Raw genomic sequence first — 19,075 nt, 5'->3', positions numbered from 1 at the left:
CCGGCTGAGGGTGCGCCAGCCCCACGGCCCCGACGTCGACGCGTCGGCGTCACGGACTCCGGACTCGGTGCGCGCGGCGGAAGCGCGGCGCCCCTGCGGAGCCTGAGCGGCGCGCGAGGACGCGGAGTTGACGTGCTCGGCAGCCGCTGCGGTCCGGAACGGAGCGGCCTCGGCCGGCTTCTCCGGCTGCACCGCCGGCTCGAGGTTCCACGCGTAGGAGTCTGCGGTCTCGCGCCAGAGCTCCTCGTCGCCGCCGTCGTCCTCGGGGTCGTCGCGCGGGGCGACGATCTCCTCCCAGACGGGCGGCTCGTCCCAGGTGGCACGCGGGTCCGGCCACTGGTAGACGGCGGGAGCAGCGGGCTCGCGGGGAGTCGGCGGGGTCGCGCCCGCGGGCCGTCCGTCGATCGGCTGCTCCGAGGGATCGCGGAGATCGGGTGCTGCCGGAGGATCGGCGGATGGCTCGGTCTCGGGCAGCGTCGGGAGGGTGGGGGACGCGTGCCCGGGCCGGCGGGCGGCCGAGTCGTCCTCGGCGTCGGCGGTCGGCGTCTCGGGATCGTCATGGGGCTCGCCGGATGGGCCGGCCGCAGCCTCGGTGCGGGGCAGCGGGGACCGCGTCGGAATCGGATCCGCTGCGGCGAGGTCCTGCATCGCGGCTGCGTCGGCCTCGACGGGTTCGGTCCCCTCCGGAGTCTGCTCAGCGGGAGGCGTCTCGCTCTGGACCGGCTCTCCGGGCCAGAGTCCGACCGGTGCCGCGGGGGGCACGACGGCGGGGTGGCGCCGCGGGGTCGTCCGCCGCCTCCGAGGCCGACGCGTCGGCGGGGATGTCCGGTGCGGCCGACGGCTCCGGGTCGGCGGTGAGGGGCACCTCGGGCGCGGCGGGAGGCTCTACGGCTTGCGCGGGCGTCCCGGGCTCCGGGGCCGCTGGAGCCCGGCGGGGCGAGTCGAGGATGCTCTTGAGCCGCCCGCCGCTCAGCTGCTGGAGGAGCCACTCGCTCCCGCCGACCTGGCGCTCGGGCTCGTGCGGTTCGGTGCTCTCCGCGTCTGGGGAGCCGTCGCGCTCGCCGTCGTCGACCATCAGCTCAGGCCGAGGTCGGCCAGACCGATCGCGGCGAAGTAGGGGTACCCGGCGTCTTCGATGATCTCGCGCGCACCGGTCGCCCGGTCGACGACCACGGCGACGCCGGCGATCTCGGCTCCGACCGTCAGCAGCGCTTCGATGGCCTTCAGCGGGGAGCCGCCGGTGGTGGAGGTGTCCTCGACGACCACGACGCGCTTGCCCTCGAGGTCCGGGCCCTCGACCTGGCGGCCTCGGCCGTGGTCCTTCGGCTCCTTGCGGACGACGAAGGCGTCGTAGGAGAGGCCGCGGACCGCGCCCTGGTGCAGGATCGCGGAGGCGATCGGGTCGGCCCCCATCGTCAGACCGCCGACCGCGTCGACGCGCTCGATCGGCTCAATGAGGTCGAGCATGACCTGGCCGATCAGCGGAGCGACGCGGTGGTCGAGGCTCACCCGCCGGAGGTCGACGTAATAGGAGGCCTTCTTGCCGCTCGTCAGGGTGAAGTCCCCGTGGAAGACGGCGTCGGAGCCGATGTACTCGATGAGCTGCTGGCGTGCGTCGGTCACGCGCCTACTCTACGGTGCGGTCCCTCCGCCGCCCGGAAGCGCGGCCTCGGCGTCGCGCTCCTCCGCGGCGTCGCCGCCTCCGCGGAACTGCGTCATGTAGAGGTCGTAGTACGCACCGCGGCGCTTCAGCAGCGCCTCGTGCGCTCCCTGCTCGACGATCCGGCCCGACTCCATCACGAGGATGGTGTCGGCATCGCGGATGGTGGACAGGCGGTGCGCGATGACGAACGACGTGCGGTCGGTGCGGAGCGCGTTCATCGCGTGCTGCACCAGCAGCTCGGTGCGGGTGTCGACCGAGGAGGTGGCCTCGTCGAGGATCAGCAGCGACGGGTTGGCGAGGAACGCGCGCGCGATCGTGATGAGCTGGCGCTCGCCCGCCGAGACGCTGCCTCCGTCGGCGTCGAGCACCGTGTCGTAGCCGTCGGGCAGCTGGCGGACGAACCGGTCGACCATGGTCGCCTTCGCCGCGTCGAGGATCTCGTCGTCGGTCGCGTCGAGCCTGCCGTAGCGGATGTTCTCGCGGATGGTGCCCTGGAAGAGCCAGGCGTCCTGCAGCACCATGCCCACCCGCGAGCGCAGGTCGCCGCGCGCGAGGCTCGTGATGTCGACGCCGTCGAGCAGGATGCGTCCGCCGGTGAGCTCGTAGAAGCGCATGACCAGGTTGACCAGCGTGGTCTTGCCCGCTCCGGTGGGGCCGACGATCGCGACGGTCTGCCCGGGCTGTGCCGAGAAGGTCAGTTCGTCGATCAGCGGCTGCTCGGGGTCGTACGAGAACGAGACGCGCTCGAACTCCACCCGGCCGTCGGTCCGCTTCGGGAGCGACGCCGTGGCGGTCTCGGGCTCCTGCTCGTCGGCGTCGAGCAGCTCGAAGGTGCGCTCGGCCGAGGCGACCCCCGACTGCAGCATGTTGGCCATGCTCGCCAACTGGGTCACCGGCTGGGTGAACTCGCGCGAGTACTGGATGAAGGCGGTCGCATCGCCCAGGGTGAGCTGCCCGGAGGCGACCCGCAGGCCGCCGACGACGGCGATCAGCACGTAGGAGAGGTAGGACACGAAGGTCATCGCCGGCATGATCATGCCCGAGACGAACTGTGCGCCGAACGACGCGGAGTAGAGGCTGTCGTTGCGGCGGTCGAACTCCTCGAGCATCTCCCGGTCGCGACCGAAGGCGCGGACGATCTCGAGGCCCGAGAACGTCTCTTCGATGTGGCCGTTGAGCGCGCCGGTGTTCTTCCACTGCGCGGCGAACAGCCTCTGCGAGCGGGCACCGATCACTCCGGCGATCACGGCCGAGAGCGGGATGGAGATCAGGGCGATCAGCGCGAGCTGCCACGAGACGATGAACATCATCGCCGTGATGCCGATGATCGTCAGCACCGACTGCACGAGCTGCGAGAAAGCCTGCTGGAGCGCGGTCTGGATGTTGTCGACGTCGTTCGTGACGCGCGACATGACGTCGCCGCGCTGCCGGGTGTCGAAGAACCGCAGCGGGAGCCGGTTGAGCTTCGCCTCGATGTCCTGGCGGAGGCCGTAGACGACGCGCATCACGATCCCGTTGAGGATGTAGCCCTGTGCCCACATCAGCACCGAGGCGATCACGTACATCAGCAGCACGATGACGATGAGCCGCCCGAGAACCACGAAGTCGATACCCGCGCCGGGCACGATGTCGGTCTTCGAGAGCATGTCGGCGAAGGTGTCGTTGCCCGCGGCCCGCTGCTCCTGGATGATCTGCTCGAGTGGGACCCCGGGGGTCAGCCCCGAGCCGATCACGCCGTTGAAGATCGCGTCCATCGCCTGCCCCAGGATCTTCGGGGCGATCACGGTGAGGATGACCGAGAGCGAGACCAGGGCGACCACGAGGATCATCCGGGCGCGCTCCGGCCCGAGCAGGGCGAAGAGGCGCTTCGCCGACGGCCAGAAGTTCTGGGCCTTGCGGGCGGGCGGCCCGTCGCCGAACATCCCTCCGTCGCCCTCACCGGGCTCGAACTCGGGCGCGGGCGAATCGGGCTCGGGCGAATCGGGCGCGGGCGAATCGGGCGCGGGCGAATCGGGCTCGGCCTCGGTGGCTGCGGTCTCTCGTGCGCGCGCCATCTCAGGACACTCCTTCGACGCTCAGCTGGGATTCGACGATCTCGCGGTAGGTCGCGTTCGTCTCGAGGAGCTCGTCATGCGTACCGCGGCCGACGACGCGGCCCGCGTCGAGCACGACGATCTGGTCGGCGTGGCGGATCGTCGAGACCCGCTGCGCGACGATGACGACGGTCGCATCGGTGGTCGCTTCGGCGAGCGAGTCCCGGAGCCGGGCGTCGGTCGCGACGTCGAGCGCCGAGAACGAGTCGTCGAAGAGGTAGACCCGCGGCCGGGCGACGAGGGCCCGCGCGATGCAGAGCCGCTGGCGCTGGCCTCCCGAGACGTTGGTGCCGCCCTGCGAGACCGGCTCGTCGAGGCCGTGCTCCTTGCTCCGTACGAAGTCCTCGCCCTGGGCGATGCGCAGCGCCTCCCAGAGCTCGGCGTCGGTCGCATCCGGCCGCCCGAAGCGGAGGTTCGACGCGATCGTCCCCGAGAAGAGGTAGGGGCGCTGCGGCACGAGGCCGATCACCTGAGCGAGCTGCGCGCGGTCGAGCGAGGAGACGGGCACGCCGTCGATCGTGACCGAGCCCTCCTGCGGGTCGAACAGGCGGGGGACGAGGCCGAGGAGGGTCGTCTTCCCGGCTCCGGTGGAGCCGACGACGGCCGTGGTGCGGCCGGGCTCGGCGACGATGTCGATGCCCGCAAGAACCGGGCGCTCGGCCCCCGGATAGCCGAAGGTGACTCCCGAGAACTCGACGCGCCCGCCGGTCGGCGCGGCGACGCCCCCCGCGGGGGTGGTGAGGCTGGTGCGCGCATCGAGGACCTGCTGGATGCGCTCGGCGCAGACGACGGCGCGCGGGATCATCATCACCATGAACACCCCCATCATCACGGCGGTGAGGATCTGGAGGAGGTACTGCAGGAACGCGGTGAGCGAGCCGACCTGCATCTGGCCGGCGTCGACCCGCTGGCCGCCGAACCAGAGGACGGCGGCGGTCGCGAGATGCAGGATCATCATGATCGCGGGGAACATCAGGACGAAGACGTTGCCGACCTTGATCGACACCTCGGTGATCGCCGTGTTGGCCCTGCGGTACCGCTCGGACTCGAACGGTTCGCGCACGAACGCGCGCACCACGCGGATGCCCGTGATCTGTTCGCGGAGGACGCTGTTGATGCCGTCGATCCGGTCCTGCATCAGGCGGAACAGCGGCAGCAGCAGGAACACCAGGAAGCCGACCACGACGAACAGCAGCGGCACCGACACCCAGACCAGCCACGAGAGACCCGCATCCTCGCGGAGGGCGAAGACGATGCCGCCGACGCACATGATCGGCGCCGACACCATGAAGTTGAGGGTCATCAGCACGAGCATCTGCACCTGCTGCACGTCGTTCGTGCCGCGGGTGATGAGGGTGGCCGTGCCGAAGCCGCCGACCTCGAGCCCGCTCAGCGAATCGACGCGGCGGTACACGTCGCGGCGCAGGTCGCGGCCGACGGACATCGCGGTGCGCGCTCCGAAGTAGACGGCGCCGATGGCCGCGGCGACCTGGACGAGGCAGACGCCGAGCATGGTCATGCCGGTGGCCCAGATGAAGTCGGTGTCGCCCTGCCCGATGCCCTGGTCGATGATCTCGGCGTTGAGACTCGGCAGGTAGAGGGCGGCCAGCGTCGCGACGAGCTGGAGCACGACGACCGCCACCACCCAGCGCAGGTAGGGCTTCGCGTAGGACGACGCGAGACGGAGCAGGATCATGGGTCCTCCGGACGGGGGGCGGAGCAGGAGCGGGGTGCGTGAGTGGGCGAGACGTGAGTGGGCGAGAGGGGACGGGAGGCGGGCTCCGGGAGCCCCGCGGTCGGGCGGCGGGCGAGACCGCGAGGCGTGTCCGGAGGCGATCGAACGGCGCGGATCGCGGCCGCCACCGAATGGGTCAAGTCAACCATCGACCACCGACATCCGTTCCGCAATCCGCCGTCGGGGGGAGGGCGCGCAGGAGACGCGCCGGTGGCGGCTTCTAGACTTCCGGGATGCGCATCGCCACCTGGAACGTGAACTCCATCCGGGCCCGCGCCGGCCGCGTCGTCGACTGGCTCGTGCGCGAGGACGTCGACGTGCTCGCCATGCAGGAGCTCAAGTGCAAGCCCGAGCAGTTCCCGCACGGAGCCTTCGCGGATGCCGGCTACCACGTCGAGATGGTGGGCCTCAGCCAGTGGAACGGAGTCGGCATCGCCTCCCGCCTGCCTCTGGAGGACGTCGAGGTCGGCTTCCCCGGCATGCCCGGCTTCGCGAAGGAGCCGGCGGCCGACGGCAGCCTCCCCCTTGAGGCGCGGGCGATCGGCGCCACGATCGACGGTGTGCGCGTCTGGAGCCTCTACGTCCCCAACGGCCGGGCCGTCGAGGATCCGCACTGGCACTACAAGCTCGAGTGGCTCGCCGCCCTGGAGGCGAGCACTCGCGACTGGCTCGCCGCCGAGCCGGGGCTCCCGCTGGCGCTGATGGGCGACTGGAACGTCGCTCCGCTCGACAGCGACGTCGGCGACCCGTCGCTGGGGCCCGGATCCACGCACGTCTCCGTTCCGGAGCGCCGGGCCTTCGCCGCCTTCGAGGCGGCGGGCCTGCGCGACGTCGTCCGCCCGCTGGTCCCCGAGGGCTACACCTACTGGGACTACAAGCAGCTGCGCTTCCCGCGCAACGAGGGCCTGCGGATCGACTTCGTCCTGGGCTCGACCGCATTCGGCGAACTCGTCACAGGCGCCTCGATCCACCGCGACGAGCGCAAGGGAGACGCGCCGAGCGATCACGTGCCGGTGCTGGTCGACCTCGACCTCGAGACGACGCTCGACGACGATCGCCCGATGATCTTCTGATCATGGCCTCGTCGAAGAAGAAGCGCGCGCAGGCGCAGGGCTCGCCGCGGCCGCCGGCTCGGCGCCCCGTGGCGCCACGCACCTCCGCCGCCCGAGACGACCTGCGGACGGAGGCGTACCGCTCGGTCCGAGAGGTGGTCGCCGCGGGCAGGCCCCGCCGCCGCCGATGGGACCTCGTCCTCTCGGTCCTCGGCTGCCTCGGGCTCGGGCTGCTCGCGGTCGTGCTCGGCTACCTCGCCGCGATCCTCGCCGTCTTCCCGGCCCAGTGCGAGGGCCAGAACTTCGCGTGCGACTTCGATCGCATCGACTGGGGCGTCTCGATCGCGCTGATCGGCCCGCCCGTCATCGCGCTCATCGCCGTCGGTGTGACGGTCGTGCGCTACCTCGTCGGCCGCCGCGCGTTCTGGATCCCGATCGTCGGCTTCGCGCTCTGCACCGGCACGGCGTTCCTCGCCTCCTGGCTCGTCACCAGCTCGATCCCCGGCTCAGCGCTGGCTAGGTGTGATGTCCGGGGACGTTGTTCGGGACGTACCGCTCTGCGTGCACGCGGACGTCGACTCCGCGGTGTCGCATCTGCGCGAAGGCACCGGACGCGACAACATGCTCGACCGCTCCCGCCGCGGCCGCTATGCCGGACCCTCCACCGCGCTCGGCCAACGCGGCGTCGCCCTGCAGCAACGCGCGCAACCCTCCCGCGACCTGCGCACCGTGCTGCACGAACACGGCTGGGATCGTGAACGCATGGCCGCCGCGGTCGCCGGCATCGACGAAAACCAACCGTCCCTGTTCTAGCGGGAGCCGCAACGCAGGAGGCCCCGAGCGTGATGCTCGGGGCCTCCTGCGTTCAGTGCAGCGCGAGGGCTCAGGAGTGTGTGAGCTGGCTGACGCGCTGCTTGCTGATGCGGAGCAGACCGGCGGCGTCGCTGTTGCTGATGTCGCGCGCGCAGGAGCTTGATGGCCTGGCGGGCGAGGTCGCCGCCCTGCTTCGCGATCTCTTTCGACTCCGCGTCCTTCGCCTTCGCCGCCTCCCATGCGGCGCGTGCGTCCTCGGGGATCTCGATGGTGAGGTCGATGGTGACCGACGCAGCGTCGACGTCGAGCCAGAGCGCGGCGAGGTCGTGAGCCATGGGGTCGATCTCGCGCACGTGTCGAGCCTGCGTGACCGTCTCGAGGTCGGGGAGAGCGATCGTCCACCACTGTCCCTCGCGGGTGGCGATCGCGCGCACGACGCGGGTGCTGGTCTGGGTGCTCATGATGTTCTCCTGGCGCCATTCGTTCGGTGCGGATGGGATCTCTTTGATGATCTGCCGGACGACGCCCGGCGACACCTTGCCTCCATGGGACGGGATCGAGAGCCTTCCCGTCCTCACTGGCCCAGATCTCGTGACTACCCGAGATGCGCTTGATGGACCACCCCAGATCCCGGGTGCTCGAGCGGACCAGCCGGTGGGTCATGGCGCCGCGCACAGCAAGGAGGCCGCCGATCCTCTCGCCGGCGGCCGGGGTAAGGGAGGCGAGGTGCTCGTCCTGCTCTGCCAGCGGCGGCTTCTTCGGTCCTGCGACGCGGATCCAGTAGGCCTCGGAGAGGTCGTAGACGGCGTTCAACGCCCAATTGGTTGCGACGAGGACGGCACCTTCGTCCTTCGTGTGGCTCAGCTCGCGAAGGAGTCTCGTCGCCCAGATGAGGGAGAGCAGGCGTACGCGATAGTCCTCAGCCCGCTCAAGGGCGCTTGGGACAGGATCCTCGAACGGCTGCTTGCCCAGGCGGACGCGGAAGGGCTGATCGAGTGGTCGGTGTCGGTGGACTCGACGATCGCTCGCGCGCATCAGCACGCGACGAACCTCACCCGTGTCACGGGGGGCTTCATCGAATTACACGAATTCGAGCATCGAGCCGCCTGATCACACGATCGGCCGCTCCCGAGGCGGGCTGACGACGAAGACCCCCACCTCGTCGACGGCGCCGGACGACCCCTGGTCATCGCGTGCACCGCCGGACAGGCCGGCGATTCGCCGATGCTCCCGACCCTGCTGGCTCAGTTACGCGTCGCCCGCCCGGGTCCTGGCCGGCCGCGAACGACGCCCGACACGTTGCGCGGCGACAAGGCCTCCTCGCCCCGAGCGATCCGCTCGCTCCTGCGACGCCGCGGGATCACGACCGTGATCCCGCAGCCCTCGGATCAGATCGGCCACCGCACACGCTGCGGCTCGAGGGCGGACGTCCGCCCGCGTTCGACGCCGATGACTATCGAGGCCGCAACGTCGTCGAGCGAGGATTCACCCTGTTCACGCAGTGGCGCGGCCTCGCGACCCGCTACGACAACCTCGCCCTCGCCTACCGAGCCGCCGCCATCCTCCACGCCATCACCCTCTGGACCCGCACACTGTCAGACACGCCCTCGGCGCCGAGGCCGGGCCGGGGGTCGAGGTCATCCGCAGGACGGCTCGTCGCTCAGTGTCACCGCCGTCGGGTTGATCATCGGAGTGACGCGCACGGCCTGGTCGGCGAATCCCGCTGTCTCGCCGGCCGAGAACGTGATGGTGACGGTCGTCGACTCGCCCGGCGCGAGCTGCACACTGGCGCGCGCGACGGGTCGGCCGAGGTCGCCTCCCGGCTCGTACACCAGTGCGCGCTCGCCGAGAGTGTCCGACCACCGCGTCTCCGACTTTGCTGTCGTCGTGCCGGGGGGACCGTAGACGTAGACGTTCGTGAGGAAGTCGCCGCGCGGGAACCGACCGGTGCCGTTGTTCGCCGCCACGTACGGGGGGAGTGTCCGGGCCACGGCCGGCGAGATGGTGTTCGTCAGCGTGACCGTGGTGGTGAAGGTCGCTCCTGAGGCGGCGCAACGGTCGGCGCTCGTCTGGGTGACGGCCGTCTGCAGGTAGTAGTCCATCTTGGAGCCGATCGACGCGTCCTGGAAGAAGACGCCGGTCGTCGTGCTGTCGGAGTTCGCGGTGGGCAGCACCCCGGCGATCGGGGTCGGAGCCAGAAGGGCCTGCTCGTCGCCGTCCGCGCTGTAGGCGAGGATGCGGCTCTCGTCGACCGCCTTCACGATCGCGGGCAGCATCTTCGTCGGCTCCATATCGCCACCGAGGATCTTGCCGAGGATCGTCGCGCTCGCCTCCGAGAAGAACTCGTCGGTGCGTTCACCGACCACCGAGGCCGGATAGCGGAAGTAGATCTGGTTGAGCAGGATGGAGACGGCGTTCTCGCTCGTGAGCTCGGTGCCGTCGGTGAGGGTGACCGGGCCCGTCGAGCCGAGAAGGTAGGAGAGCGCGACCGGGTCGATCGCCAGGACGCCGTCGATCTTCTGGTCGGGGAACTTCTGCGCCCAGAACTGTGAAGCGATCGACGCGGCAGTGGGGAAGTCCGGACGGCTGGTGGAGACGTTGAAGGTCGTCGCGAGGTTGCTGCCGAAGGTGTCCAGCGCGCTCTTGTCGACCGTCACGGGATCCAGGTTCCTGAAGTCGGTGCTGGCCTGCTGTTGGCCGATCGAGATCATGCCACCGTCGACGTCGAGCTGCATCACCGACGAGGCACCGCCGCCGAGCGCCTGCGCCTCGGCCAGGTTCTGGAACAGCACGAGGTAGTGGCGCGGGCCGGAGGCGCCGAGTGAGTCCGGGAGGATCGCCGTGAGCGGCTCCACCTGGGCCATCGCCTCGGTGGCGGTCTGGAGCTGCGGGGCGAAGGAGTCGAGGGCCGACGAGACCTGCGGCACGAGCGGGCTGCGGTCGATCCCACCGACGCGGGTCTGCGCCTGGTCGACGACGCCCTTGGCGACGGTGATCTTCTGGGAGAGCTCGGTGATCGCACCGAGGTCGACGCGGCCGTCGACCGGCTTGAGGATGTCGAGCGAGGTCGTCGACAGCGGAGTCACGATCTTGCCCGAGACGTCGTCGGCGATCTCGGTCGCCGCACGGACGGCCGACAGGTTGGGGCCGAGGTAGGGCACCACCTCCATGATCCGCCACACCGGGTCGTCGGTCTCGTTGCGGGCGTCGCCGGTGAGCGCCGCGATCTGCGAGGCCGTCGCCTCGGCTCCTCCGGTATCGAACGACGTGAGCTTGTCGGACACCTGCGACACCAGCGGGATCGCCTCGGTGAGCTTGTCCCGGACCGTCATCGCCTTGTCGTACGTGCGCACGGCGAGCAGCACGGCGACCACGGCGGCGATGAGCAGGACCAGGAGGACGGTCAGCGTGATCCAGAGGCCCCGACGACGACGGCGCGATCTGCCAGAGGCGCGGCGGGAGGAGGACGTCGTGGTGCTCATTGCAGAGAGCCTAAGCGATGCTCGGCGCTGTGCGACGGCGCGCGCGCCACGACCGACTGTCCGGGACGAGGGGCGCGCGGGGCCCTCTGGATCAGCCCGGCGGCCCGGCGATCAGCCCAGAAGGAGCGAGACGACGATGAGCACCGGCACCGCCGCGACCGTGGTCACCAGCGAGGTGTCGCGGGCGACGGCGATGCCCCGGTCGTAGCGTGAGGCGAAGGTGAAGATGTTCTGCGCGGTCGGCAGGGCGGCGGTCACGGTGACCACGAAGAGGTGCTCGGAGTCGAGGCGGAAGACGAACAGGCCCAGCAGCAGCGCGACCGCCGGCATCACCAGCGACTTCAGCACCGAGGCGACGATCACCTCGATCCGCGACGCCCCGCCTCCAGGGGCCGCTGCCCGCGCAGCGACATGCCGAACGCCATCAGCACCAGCGGGATGGAGGCGTTGCCGATGATCGAGAACGGCTGCAGCACAGGCTCGGGGACCTCGACGCCGGTGACCGCGACCACGAGGCCGAGGGCGGAGGCGATGATCATCGGGTTGCGCAGAGGCTGGGTGAGGATGGCGCCGACCGAGGTCCGTCCGCTCGTCGAGACGTCGAGGAGCGTGAGGATCGTCGGCGCGAGCACGGTCAACTGCATCAGGAGCGTCGGCGCCACCCACTGCGGGTCTCCGAGCACATAGATCGCCACGGGCAGGCCGATGTTGTTGGCGTTGACGTAGGAGGAGGCGGCGGTGCCGACCACCGTCTCCGCCAGCGGACGACGGAAGAACAGTCGCGAGGCCAGCACGTAGAGCAGCGCGACGGTCACGACGGTGAGGAACGACACCAGCAGGAACGACGAGAACAGCACGGTCACGTCCGCCCGCGAGAGCACGGTGAACAGCAGCGCGGGCGTGGTCACGAAGAACGCGATGCGCGAGAGCACGAGGCGGCTCTCGGGGGGCACGATCCGGAACCGGGCGATCACGTAGCCGACCGCGATGACCACCCCGATGATGGAGAAGCCGGTGAGCACTCCCTCCACGGGGCACTCCTCTCGTCAGCGGCCGGCGCGGGCGCGGCGCGGCGACTCCACCCTAGGCAGTCGCCGGAGGGTGCAGCCGCGCAGTCCCCAGAGCGTGCAGCCGCCGGAGGGTGCAGCCGCCGGAGCGCTCAGGAGGCCCCGGCGAGGTCGAACGCCCAGTCGGCGTAGAGGCTCGGCGGATCTCCCGCCTCGACCACGTCGACGCGATCGAAGCCCACCTCGACGCAGACCGCGCTGTCGTCGGAGTCGCCTACCGGCACGAACGCGTGAACGAAGCGCGGCGCGGGGAACGCCGCCGCCTCCGCCAGCAGCAGGCGCACCGACTGCGCGGTGATGCCCCTGGCGTGCGGAGCGATGCTCCAGGCCGCCTCGTAGGCGACCACTCCTCGCGAGGCGCCGTACCAATAGCCGATGGAGCCGACGGAGACGCCGTCCAGCTCGACCACGTAGAAGAACGCATCGCCGTCCGCCCAGCCGCGCAGGTAGCGGTCGTGGCGCACGAGGAGCTCGCTCTCGCTCTCGAGTCCGCCCCCGGTCTCCGCGAGCATGTCGCGGAGGAGGGAGGCGTCCACCTGCGGCCAGGGCAGCAGACGGAGGTTCTCGAGGTCGTGGTCGATGCTGGCTGTCGTGCGGTCGCTTCCGGGTTCGGGTCCCGTCACGCGCTCCGATCCTCTCTCTCAGGATGGCTCGCCGATCCCGCCGCGCCGTCAGGGTGTTCGGCGTGGTGTGTCGATCGGTTGTCTCCGCACTCGGGATGCAGAAACGGCGTCGCTCCATCATCGACCCGTTCAGCGAGCCATGACAGAGCATCAAGAAATCTAGACCCGGACGGGGGGTCCGGATCTGCGAGCGGGCTGGGCGGGGCCTGACCGTACCTGTCGGGGGATGGCGCAGACGTGCGCGTCGCCGTCGACCGCGCGGCGTCATTCCGCCGGGACGCAAGAAAAGCGCGCGCGGGAGACCATACGCTCGACGCAGAGCCGTCTCCGGCTCGTTCCACCCAGGATCACCAGCGTGAGGAGGATCACCATGTCGCAAGCCGTGCAGAGCACCGTCGTCGGAGAACCCGAGGTCGTCGAGGACCGCGTGGAATCGTCCGCCGCCTGGCTCGACCTCAAGGCCGCCGCATCCGCGCTGCATCCGCTGCAGGCGCAGGACGGCTCGCTCGCCGATCCCGTGCACCTGGATCAGGCCCGAAGCGAGGTCGCCAGGGTGATCGCCGGGATCCGCGCCCTCTCTCCCGTGTTCCCGCACGACTCCGCCTACCTCGATGCGCTCGTGGGCGACTTCGAGCGGTGGAGCACCGACGGTCTCGGAGTGCCGGACTTCCTCGACTCCCTCACCGCGTTCCAGCCGCAGCTCGACCGCGTCGACGGGCGCCGCCACCTGGTGGTCTTCCCGATGTACACGCAGAACGGCAGCCGCGAGCGGCACGTGGAGGCCGTCCTGGTCGAGGTCGTCTGGCCGCGCTTCGTCGCCGAGCTGGAAGCGGGCGAGTACTCTAACGCGCTCTTCGTCCCCGTGCGCTTCCTCGACTTCACGGAGGGCTACGACACGGACAGCGCAGTGCTGTTCCCCGAGACCGTCGCCATGCGCACGATCCCCTCCTTCACCTGGGGTGCGATCTTCGCCGACCGCGAGGCCGCCCGCTTCAGGCGAGTGGTGACCTCGGCCGCGGAGATCACTCGGCTCGAGCTCCCCGAGGACGCCCGGCGCCTGCTGGCCGACCAGCGCCTCACCGAGGAGGCCTTCGTGATGTGGGATCTCATCCACGACCGCACTCACATGCGCGGCGACCTGCCCTTCGACCCGTTCATGATCAAACAGCGGATGCCGTTCTTCCTCTACTCGCTGGAGGAGCTGCGCTGCGACCTCACCGCGTTCCGCGAGTCGGTGGCGATCGGGAGACGCCTCGCCGCGCTCGATCACCGCGACGCCGAACAAGAGGCGCTCGCCGAGCGCGCGCGCTTCGTCCAGTACGCGATCCTCTTCGACCGGCTCTTCCGCTTCCCCCTGACCGGATCACGGACGCGCAACTACGACGGCCTCGGCGGCCAGCTGCTCTTCGCCTGGCTGCACCAACACGGCGTCCTGCACTGGACCGACACGCGCCTGGCCTTCGAGTGGGACGGCGTCGCCGACGTGGTGGTCGCGCTCTCGGATGCGATCGACGAGCTCTACTGGCGTTCGATCGACCGTCCGAAGACGGCGCACTGGCTGGCGGCGCACGCGCTGATCTCGGCGACGCTGACTCCGCACCCTGCGTCGGCCTGGGCGCGCGGCCTGCCGGACGACGTGCTGCTCGGCGCCCCGCGCGGCCTGACGGACGCGGTCCTCGACGACGAGTTCCCTCTCTCGATGTTCTACGAGGCACTCGGCAAGAAAATGGGCGACGTGATCGCGTCGACCAGGGGCATCACCGGGCGCGACTGAGGCGCGGCGCGGTCGGAGCGGTGCGCATCGGAGGCGCCCGCCCGGCCGCTCCCCGTCGACCGTCGGTTAGCGTGGGGCCCATGTCCTCAGGTGCCGGCGCAGATCCGTTCGCCCCGGGGTGGACGCGCCGCGCGCCCCGCCGCCTGGGCTACGTGCAGGACACGATCGGTGCCGGGATGCTGCTGGTGGCGACGCTCGCCTCCGTGGCCCTCTACACCTCCGCCGGGTTCCCCGACGCAGCGCACCCGATCGTGAGTGCGCACTGGGCAGTCCTGATGACACTCCCGCTCGCTCTGCGGCGTCGGTTCCCGGCCACCGTGGCGCTCGGCATCTCCGCGGTCTACACGCTCGGGCTCGTGCTCCAGGTGCCGGAGTCGCTGTTCAACCAGATCTGCCTCTTCCTGGCGCTGTACACGGTGGGAGCGTGGGGTCGCGATCGCCGCGCGGCCCTCGTCGTGCGGGTGGTGATCGCCATCGCGCTGCTCGGCTGGCTGATGGTCTCGCTGGTCACCGGTGACTGGCTCGGCCGCGCGGTGCCGAGCCACGACTCCGCCGGGCTGCTCTCGCCCTACGTCGCGGAGTCGGCGCTCGCCGTCGTGTCGAACCTGCTCTACTTCGGCAGCGCCTACGTCTTCGGCGAGGCCTCGTGGCAGTCGGCGCGGCAGTTGGAGGCGCTCGAGGCCCGCACGGCCGAGCTCGATGATGAGCGGGAGCGCTCCTCGCGGCAGGCGGTGTCGTCGGAGCGGCTGCGCATCGCGCGCGAGCTGCACGATGTGGTCGCGCACCACGTCAGCGTGATGGGAGTGCAGGCCGGTGCAGCGCGGCGGGTCCTGGCGCGCGACCCCGAGAAGGCGGCCGCGTCGCTCAGTGCCATCGAACGGGACGCCCGCTCGGCGATCGAGGAGCTGCACCGCATCCTGATCGCACTGCGGGCCGAGGACGCCGCACCCAACCCGCTCACCGACTCCGCCTCGACCCGCGGGGTCGCCCAGCTCGAAGAGCTGGTGGCCGCCTCAGACGGATCCGGACTGCCCACCGCGTTCCGCACCCTCGGCACACCCCGAGCGATCCCCGCCACCGTCGGGCTCAGCCTGTACCGGATCGCCCAGGAGTCGCTCACGAACGTGCGCAAGCACGCCGGGCCGGGCGCCCACGCCGAGGTGCGCCTCCGCTACTCCCCCGACGCGGTCGAGCTCGAGATCGCCGACGACGGAGGCAGCGGTCCCCACCCGGGTACGCCGGCCTCCTGCGGACTGGGTCACACCGGGATGACCGAGCGCGCCGCAGCGGTCGGCGGCACGATCGAGATGGGGCCGCGGGGCGGAGGCTACCTCGTGCACGCCCGAGTGCCGCTCTCGCCCTCCCGGGCGGGCGTCGAGGAGCCGGGCGTCAACCCGGTAGCGTCGACCGAGACGCCGTGGGGGCGCCACGAGCGAGCGAGCGGGGGCCGCACATGACCGAGCAGATCCGCGTCCTGCTGGTCGACGACCAGGAGCTCGTTCGCGCAGGCTTCCGCATGGTCCTCGAGTCGGAGCCGGGGATCGAGGTCGTCGGAGAGGCCCGCACCGGCCTCGAGGCGATCCAGCGCACCCTGGAGTTGCGCCCGGACGTGATCTGCATGGACGTGCAGATGCCCGGCCTCGACGGCCTCACGGCGACCCGCGAGATCGTCGCCGATCCCGGGCTCCGCTCGCGGGTGCTGATCCTGACCACCTTCGACCGCGACGACTACCTGTTCGACGCGCTCTCGGCCGGAGCGAGCGGGTTCCTGCTCAAGAACGCCTCGCCGGAGGAGCTCGTTGAGGCCGTGCAGGTGGTCGCCCGCGGCGACGCGATGCTGACGCCCGACGTGACCCGCCGCGTGATCGAGCGCTTCGCCGCGCAGCCGGCCCGGCCCTCCGCCGAGCCGCCGGGACTCGCCGAGCTGACCGACCGCGAGCGGGAGGTCCTGGTGCATCTCGCGCGTGGCTGGTCGAACGCCGAGATCGCCTCCGAGCTGTTCGTGGGCGAGGCCACGGTGAAGACGCACGTGTCGAAGATCTTGATGAAGCTCGCGGTCCGCGACCGGATCCAGGCGGTCGTCTTCGCCTACGAGCACGGGATCGCGGTGCCGGGGCGACCGTAGGGCGCACCCGATGTGGACGGGTACGGCCGGTGGAGGCACCGCTGCGGCGTTCGGGGCGGCCTGCGGTGGAGGCCCTCAGCGCCGGGTCGGCGAGGCTCGCGGCGGGATGCGTCGGACGAACTCCATCCGGATGTCGGGCACGATCTTCCGGTCGAGCACGACGGTCATGTAGCGTCCGTCGACCCGCGCCCCGATCACCACCACGTCCGGGTCCGTGTCGACGCGGTAGCCGCGCATCGCCTCGCCGTCGACGATCACGGGGACGCCGCGCACGACGTCCTCGTCGCGAAGAGCGGCAGCAACGACCGGCATGCCGCCGCGGCGGCTGCGCACCCGACCCGGGAAGGTGTTGCGGAGCACGTCGCCCATGTGCGCGGCGAGCCGCGACTCCAGCGGCCTGCTGCGCTCGGCGGGGATCGGCACGGAGGTGCGGACCGCCTCCCAGAGCACGGGATACCGCATGCGCGTCACCTGATCGACCATCCACGGCGGGAGGTGATCGTTCTCGGCCCGCTCGATCGCCCGCTTCTGCTCCGCGGTCAGGGGGACGTGGTTGACCGGATCGGCCCGGCTGCGCGGGTTCTTGAAGAACGAGTACGAGAGCGAGATCTCGACGAAGCGACCGAGGGCCATCGTCTGCGCCGCAGCGAACTCCTCGAGGCGCGGCTGCGGGGCGAACGCGAGGACGGGGTCTCCGAAGCGGGCCGCGATCTCGTCCACCCCGGGAGGGGCGGGCATGTCGCGAACGGCTCCCGAGGTGTCCATGCGCATAGGTCAAGAGTGGCCTGCCTCTCAGCCGATACCAACTTCTTGACGACAATCGGCCGTCGGGTCGTCGTCAGTTCACCTGCCCGAAACACGCGCGGCCCGCGGAGGGCACGGAGGGCGCCGGGGCTCCTCCGGGCGAGGGCCTGCGAGGATGGAGGGATGAGCGCTCTGCACGATCCCGACGTCCGCGGCTTCGCCTCCGACAACTACTCCGGAGTGCACGACGAGGTCCTCGCCGCGATCGCCGCCGCCAACGGAGCGCACCAGATCGCCTACGGCGAGGACGTCTACACCGAGCGGTTGCAGGAGGCGTTCCGCCGCGAGTTCGGCGAGCAGGCCGAGGCGTTCCCGGTCTTCAACGGCACGGGCGCGAACGTGACCGGGCTGCAGTCGATGCTGCCGCGCTGGGGTGCCGTGGTCTCGGCGGGCACCGCGCACATCAACTCCGACGAGGGCGGCGCGCCCGAGAAGGTCGGCGGCATCAAGATCCTCACCGTCGCCTCGCCCGACGGCAAGCTCACTCCCGCGCTGGTCGACGAGGAGGCGTGGGGCTTCGGCGACGAGCACCGCGCCCAGCCGCTCGTAGTCTCGATCACGCAGTCCTCCGAGCTCGGCACCGTCTACACGCCGGAGGAGGTGCGAGCGCTCGCCGATCACGCGCACTCCCGCGGCATGCGGCTGCACATGGACGGCGCCCGCATCGCGAACGCCGCCGCCGCGCTCGGCGAGCCGCTGCGCTCCTTCACCACCGACGCGGGGTGGACGTGCTCTCGTTCGGCGGTACGAAAAACGGCATCCTGCTCGGCGAGGCGATCGTCGTGCTCGATCCGGAGGCGTCCAGCGGGCTGACCTTCCTCCGCAAGACCAACATGCAGCTCTCGTCGAAGATGCGCTTCATCTCGGCGCAGCTGCTCGCGCTGCTCGGCGACGGCGACGAGGAGGAGCCGCTGTGGCTGCGCTCGGCGCGTCACGCGAACGCCATGGCGGCGCGGCTGCGCTCGCAGCTCGAGGAGGCGCTCGCGGCCGGTCGGATCACCGGGCTCGCGTTCACGCAGCCGACGCAGGCGAACGCCGTGTTCGCGACTCTGCCGGCGGGCGTGGCCGACCGCCTCCGCACCGCCTACCGCTTCTACGACTGGAACCCGGCCACCGGAGAGGTGCGCTGGGTCTGCTCCTTCGACACCACGGAGGACGACATCGACGCCTTCGCGGCCGCGGTCGAGCGCGAGCTGTCGGCATGAGGGCCCGCCTCGCCGTCACCGGCCTGGCCCTGCTGGCGGCTCTCGCCGGCTGCACGTCGGCTCCACAGCCGGACGCCGCCACCACGGGGAGCCCGACCGCGACGTCCAGCGGCACTCCGACTCCCTCGGCCGGCACTCCGACGGCCTCGGCGATCGCGTCGAGTCGGCTGGGCTGCGACTCGCTGCTGCCCGCCTCCCGCGCCGCGACCGCCCTCGGCGTGACCCGCAGCACCCTCGAGGGGAGCCGGGAGGTGTCGGTGCGCTCCTCGGGCGAGCTGATCCGGGAGGCGGCGGAAGAGAACGGCGGTCTGCTCCGCTGCGCATGGTACGACGAGGACGCCTCGATCACGGCGACAGCGGCAGAGGGCGCGGCCGACGCCTTCGTCGGACGGCCGGGCGTGCGGCTCGCGACCGACGTCGAGGCCTACGGGTCGTGCACCGACGGCAGCTGCGACGTCGACCTGCTCGCCGACACCACCTGGGTGTCTCTGCAGCTGCGCGGCGCCCCCTCCGACGTGGACCTGGTGGCGCTCGCGACAGGAACGGCGGCCGGTGCGCGCGGCACGCTCGACGAGCCGGTGACCGCGACAGTGCCCGCCTGCGCCGAGATCCTCACCGCCGAGCAGCTGGCCGGCACCG

At 70.9% G+C, this 19,075-nt stretch carries 14 protein-coding genes and 4 pseudogenes; 8 read left to right on the top strand and 10 right to left on the bottom strand.

Going from position 1 to position 19,075, the window contains the following annotated elements:
- The 4 genes and pseudogenes from ACH61_RS08915 to ACH61_RS08895 form a co-directional block, all read right to left on the bottom strand.
- Nucleotides 1–762 (bottom strand): annotated as a pseudogene (locus ACH61_RS08915) (hypothetical protein); the annotation flags it as partial.
- A 312-nt stretch (nucleotides 763–1,074) separates the two neighbouring features.
- Nucleotides 1,075–1,623 (bottom strand): orotate phosphoribosyltransferase, encoded by a 549-nt coding sequence (gene pyrE / locus ACH61_RS08905; RefSeq protein ID WP_068211268.1) that lies wholly within the window; start codon nucleotides 1,621–1,623, stop codon nucleotides 1,075–1,077.
- 9 nt (nucleotides 1,624–1,632) lie between these two features.
- Nucleotides 1,633–3,717, bottom strand: a complete 2,085-nt coding sequence (locus ACH61_RS08900; RefSeq protein ID WP_068211266.1) for an ABC transporter ATP-binding protein — start codon at nucleotides 3,715–3,717, stop codon at nucleotides 1,633–1,635.
- Nucleotide 3,718: 1 nt separating this feature from the next.
- A complete protein-coding gene (locus ACH61_RS08895; RefSeq protein ID WP_068211263.1) occupies nucleotides 3,719–5,452 on the bottom strand; it encodes an ABC transporter ATP-binding protein in 1,734 nt (577 codons plus the stop codon).
- 272 nt (nucleotides 5,453–5,724) lie between these two features.
- Between ACH61_RS08895 and ACH61_RS08890 the strand changes: the two genes are divergently transcribed.
- Nucleotides 5,725–6,564, top strand: a complete 840-nt coding sequence (locus tag ACH61_RS08890) for an exodeoxyribonuclease III (protein WP_068211260.1) — start codon at nucleotides 5,725–5,727, stop codon at nucleotides 6,562–6,564.
- 540 nt (nucleotides 6,565–7,104) lie between these two features.
- The gene (locus ACH61_RS08885) at nucleotides 7,105–7,356 is read left to right on the top strand and encodes a hypothetical protein (protein ID WP_068211257.1); all 252 of its coding nucleotides are present in this window, start codon (nucleotides 7,105–7,107) and stop codon (nucleotides 7,354–7,356) included.
- On the opposite strand, the gene ACH61_RS08880 is transcribed toward ACH61_RS08885, so the two are convergent.
- Nucleotides 7,353–7,817 (bottom strand): hypothetical protein, encoded by a 465-nt coding sequence (locus ACH61_RS08880; RefSeq protein ID WP_132504672.1) that lies wholly within the window; start codon nucleotides 7,815–7,817, stop codon nucleotides 7,353–7,355. The two genes, ACH61_RS08885 and ACH61_RS08880, sit on opposite strands and share 4 nt — an antisense overlap.
- A 469-nt stretch (nucleotides 7,818–8,286) precedes the next feature.
- Between ACH61_RS08880 and ACH61_RS18345 the strand changes: the two are divergent.
- Nucleotides 8,287–8,963: pseudogene (locus ACH61_RS18345) on the top strand (IS5 family transposase); the annotation flags it as partial.
- 30 nt (nucleotides 8,964–8,993) lie between these two features.
- Here the strand turns inward: ACH61_RS18345 and ACH61_RS08870 are convergent.
- From ACH61_RS08870 to ACH61_RS08860, 4 genes are all read right to left on the bottom strand, one after another.
- Entirely contained in the window at nucleotides 8,994–10,838 is a 1,845-nt protein-coding gene (locus ACH61_RS08870) for a DUF4012 domain-containing protein (protein ID WP_068211251.1), read from the bottom strand.
- 111 nt (nucleotides 10,839–10,949) lie between these two features.
- Complete coding sequence (locus ACH61_RS19035; protein WP_330220149.1) at nucleotides 10,950–11,201, bottom strand: AEC family transporter; 252 nt, start codon at nucleotides 11,199–11,201, stop codon at nucleotides 10,950–10,952.
- Entirely contained in the window at nucleotides 11,198–11,869 is a 672-nt protein-coding gene (locus ACH61_RS08865; RefSeq protein ID WP_330220148.1) for an AEC family transporter, read from the bottom strand. The genes ACH61_RS19035 and ACH61_RS08865 overlap by 4 nt, the downstream gene beginning before the upstream one ends.
- A 128-nt stretch (nucleotides 11,870–11,997) precedes the next feature.
- A complete protein-coding gene (locus ACH61_RS08860) occupies nucleotides 11,998–12,528 on the bottom strand; it encodes a hypothetical protein (protein WP_068211247.1) in 531 nt (176 codons plus the stop codon).
- Between the two features lie 370 nt (nucleotides 12,529–12,898).
- On the opposite strand from ACH61_RS08860, the gene ACH61_RS08855 reads away from it, so the two are divergent.
- The 3 genes from ACH61_RS08855 to ACH61_RS08845 all read left to right on the top strand — a co-directional run bounded on the left by ACH61_RS08855 (nucleotide 12,899) and on the right by ACH61_RS08845 (nucleotide 16,427).
- On the top strand, nucleotides 12,899–14,302 hold the full coding sequence (locus tag ACH61_RS08855; RefSeq protein WP_068211244.1) for a DUF6421 family protein: 1,404 nt from the start codon (nucleotides 12,899–12,901) through the stop codon (nucleotides 14,300–14,302).
- An 80-nt stretch (nucleotides 14,303–14,382) separates the two neighbouring features.
- Complete coding sequence (locus tag ACH61_RS08850) at nucleotides 14,383–15,759, top strand: sensor histidine kinase (protein WP_068211241.1); 1,377 nt, start codon at nucleotides 14,383–14,385, stop codon at nucleotides 15,757–15,759.
- Nucleotides 15,756–16,427: a response regulator gene (locus ACH61_RS08845; RefSeq protein WP_068211238.1), complete on the top strand. Its 672-nt coding sequence runs from the start codon at nucleotides 15,756–15,758 to the stop codon at nucleotides 16,425–16,427. Before ACH61_RS08850 ends, ACH61_RS08845 begins: the two co-directional genes overlap by 4 nt.
- A 75-nt stretch (nucleotides 16,428–16,502) precedes the next feature.
- On the opposite strand, the gene ACH61_RS08840 is transcribed toward ACH61_RS08845, so the two are convergent.
- On the bottom strand, nucleotides 16,503–17,198 hold the full coding sequence (locus tag ACH61_RS08840; RefSeq protein WP_132504666.1) for a hypothetical protein: 696 nt from the start codon (nucleotides 17,196–17,198) through the stop codon (nucleotides 16,503–16,505).
- A gap of 156 nt (nucleotides 17,199–17,354) precedes the next feature.
- On the opposite strand from ACH61_RS08840, the pseudogene ACH61_RS08835 reads away from it, so the two are divergent.
- Nucleotides 17,355–18,436, top strand: a pseudogene (locus tag ACH61_RS08835) (threonine aldolase family protein).
- A pseudogene (locus ACH61_RS08830) lies at nucleotides 18,433–19,075 on the top strand (hypothetical protein); the annotation flags it as partial. The pseudogenes ACH61_RS08835 and ACH61_RS08830, both read left to right, overlap by 4 nt.

This window comes from Rathayibacter tanaceti (assembly GCF_001634385.1).
GTDB lineage: Bacteria > Actinomycetota > Actinomycetes > Actinomycetales > Microbacteriaceae > Rathayibacter > Rathayibacter tanaceti.
Note: the sequence above shows the minus strand (reverse complement) of the source record. Positions and strands in the feature narration are given on the sequence as shown.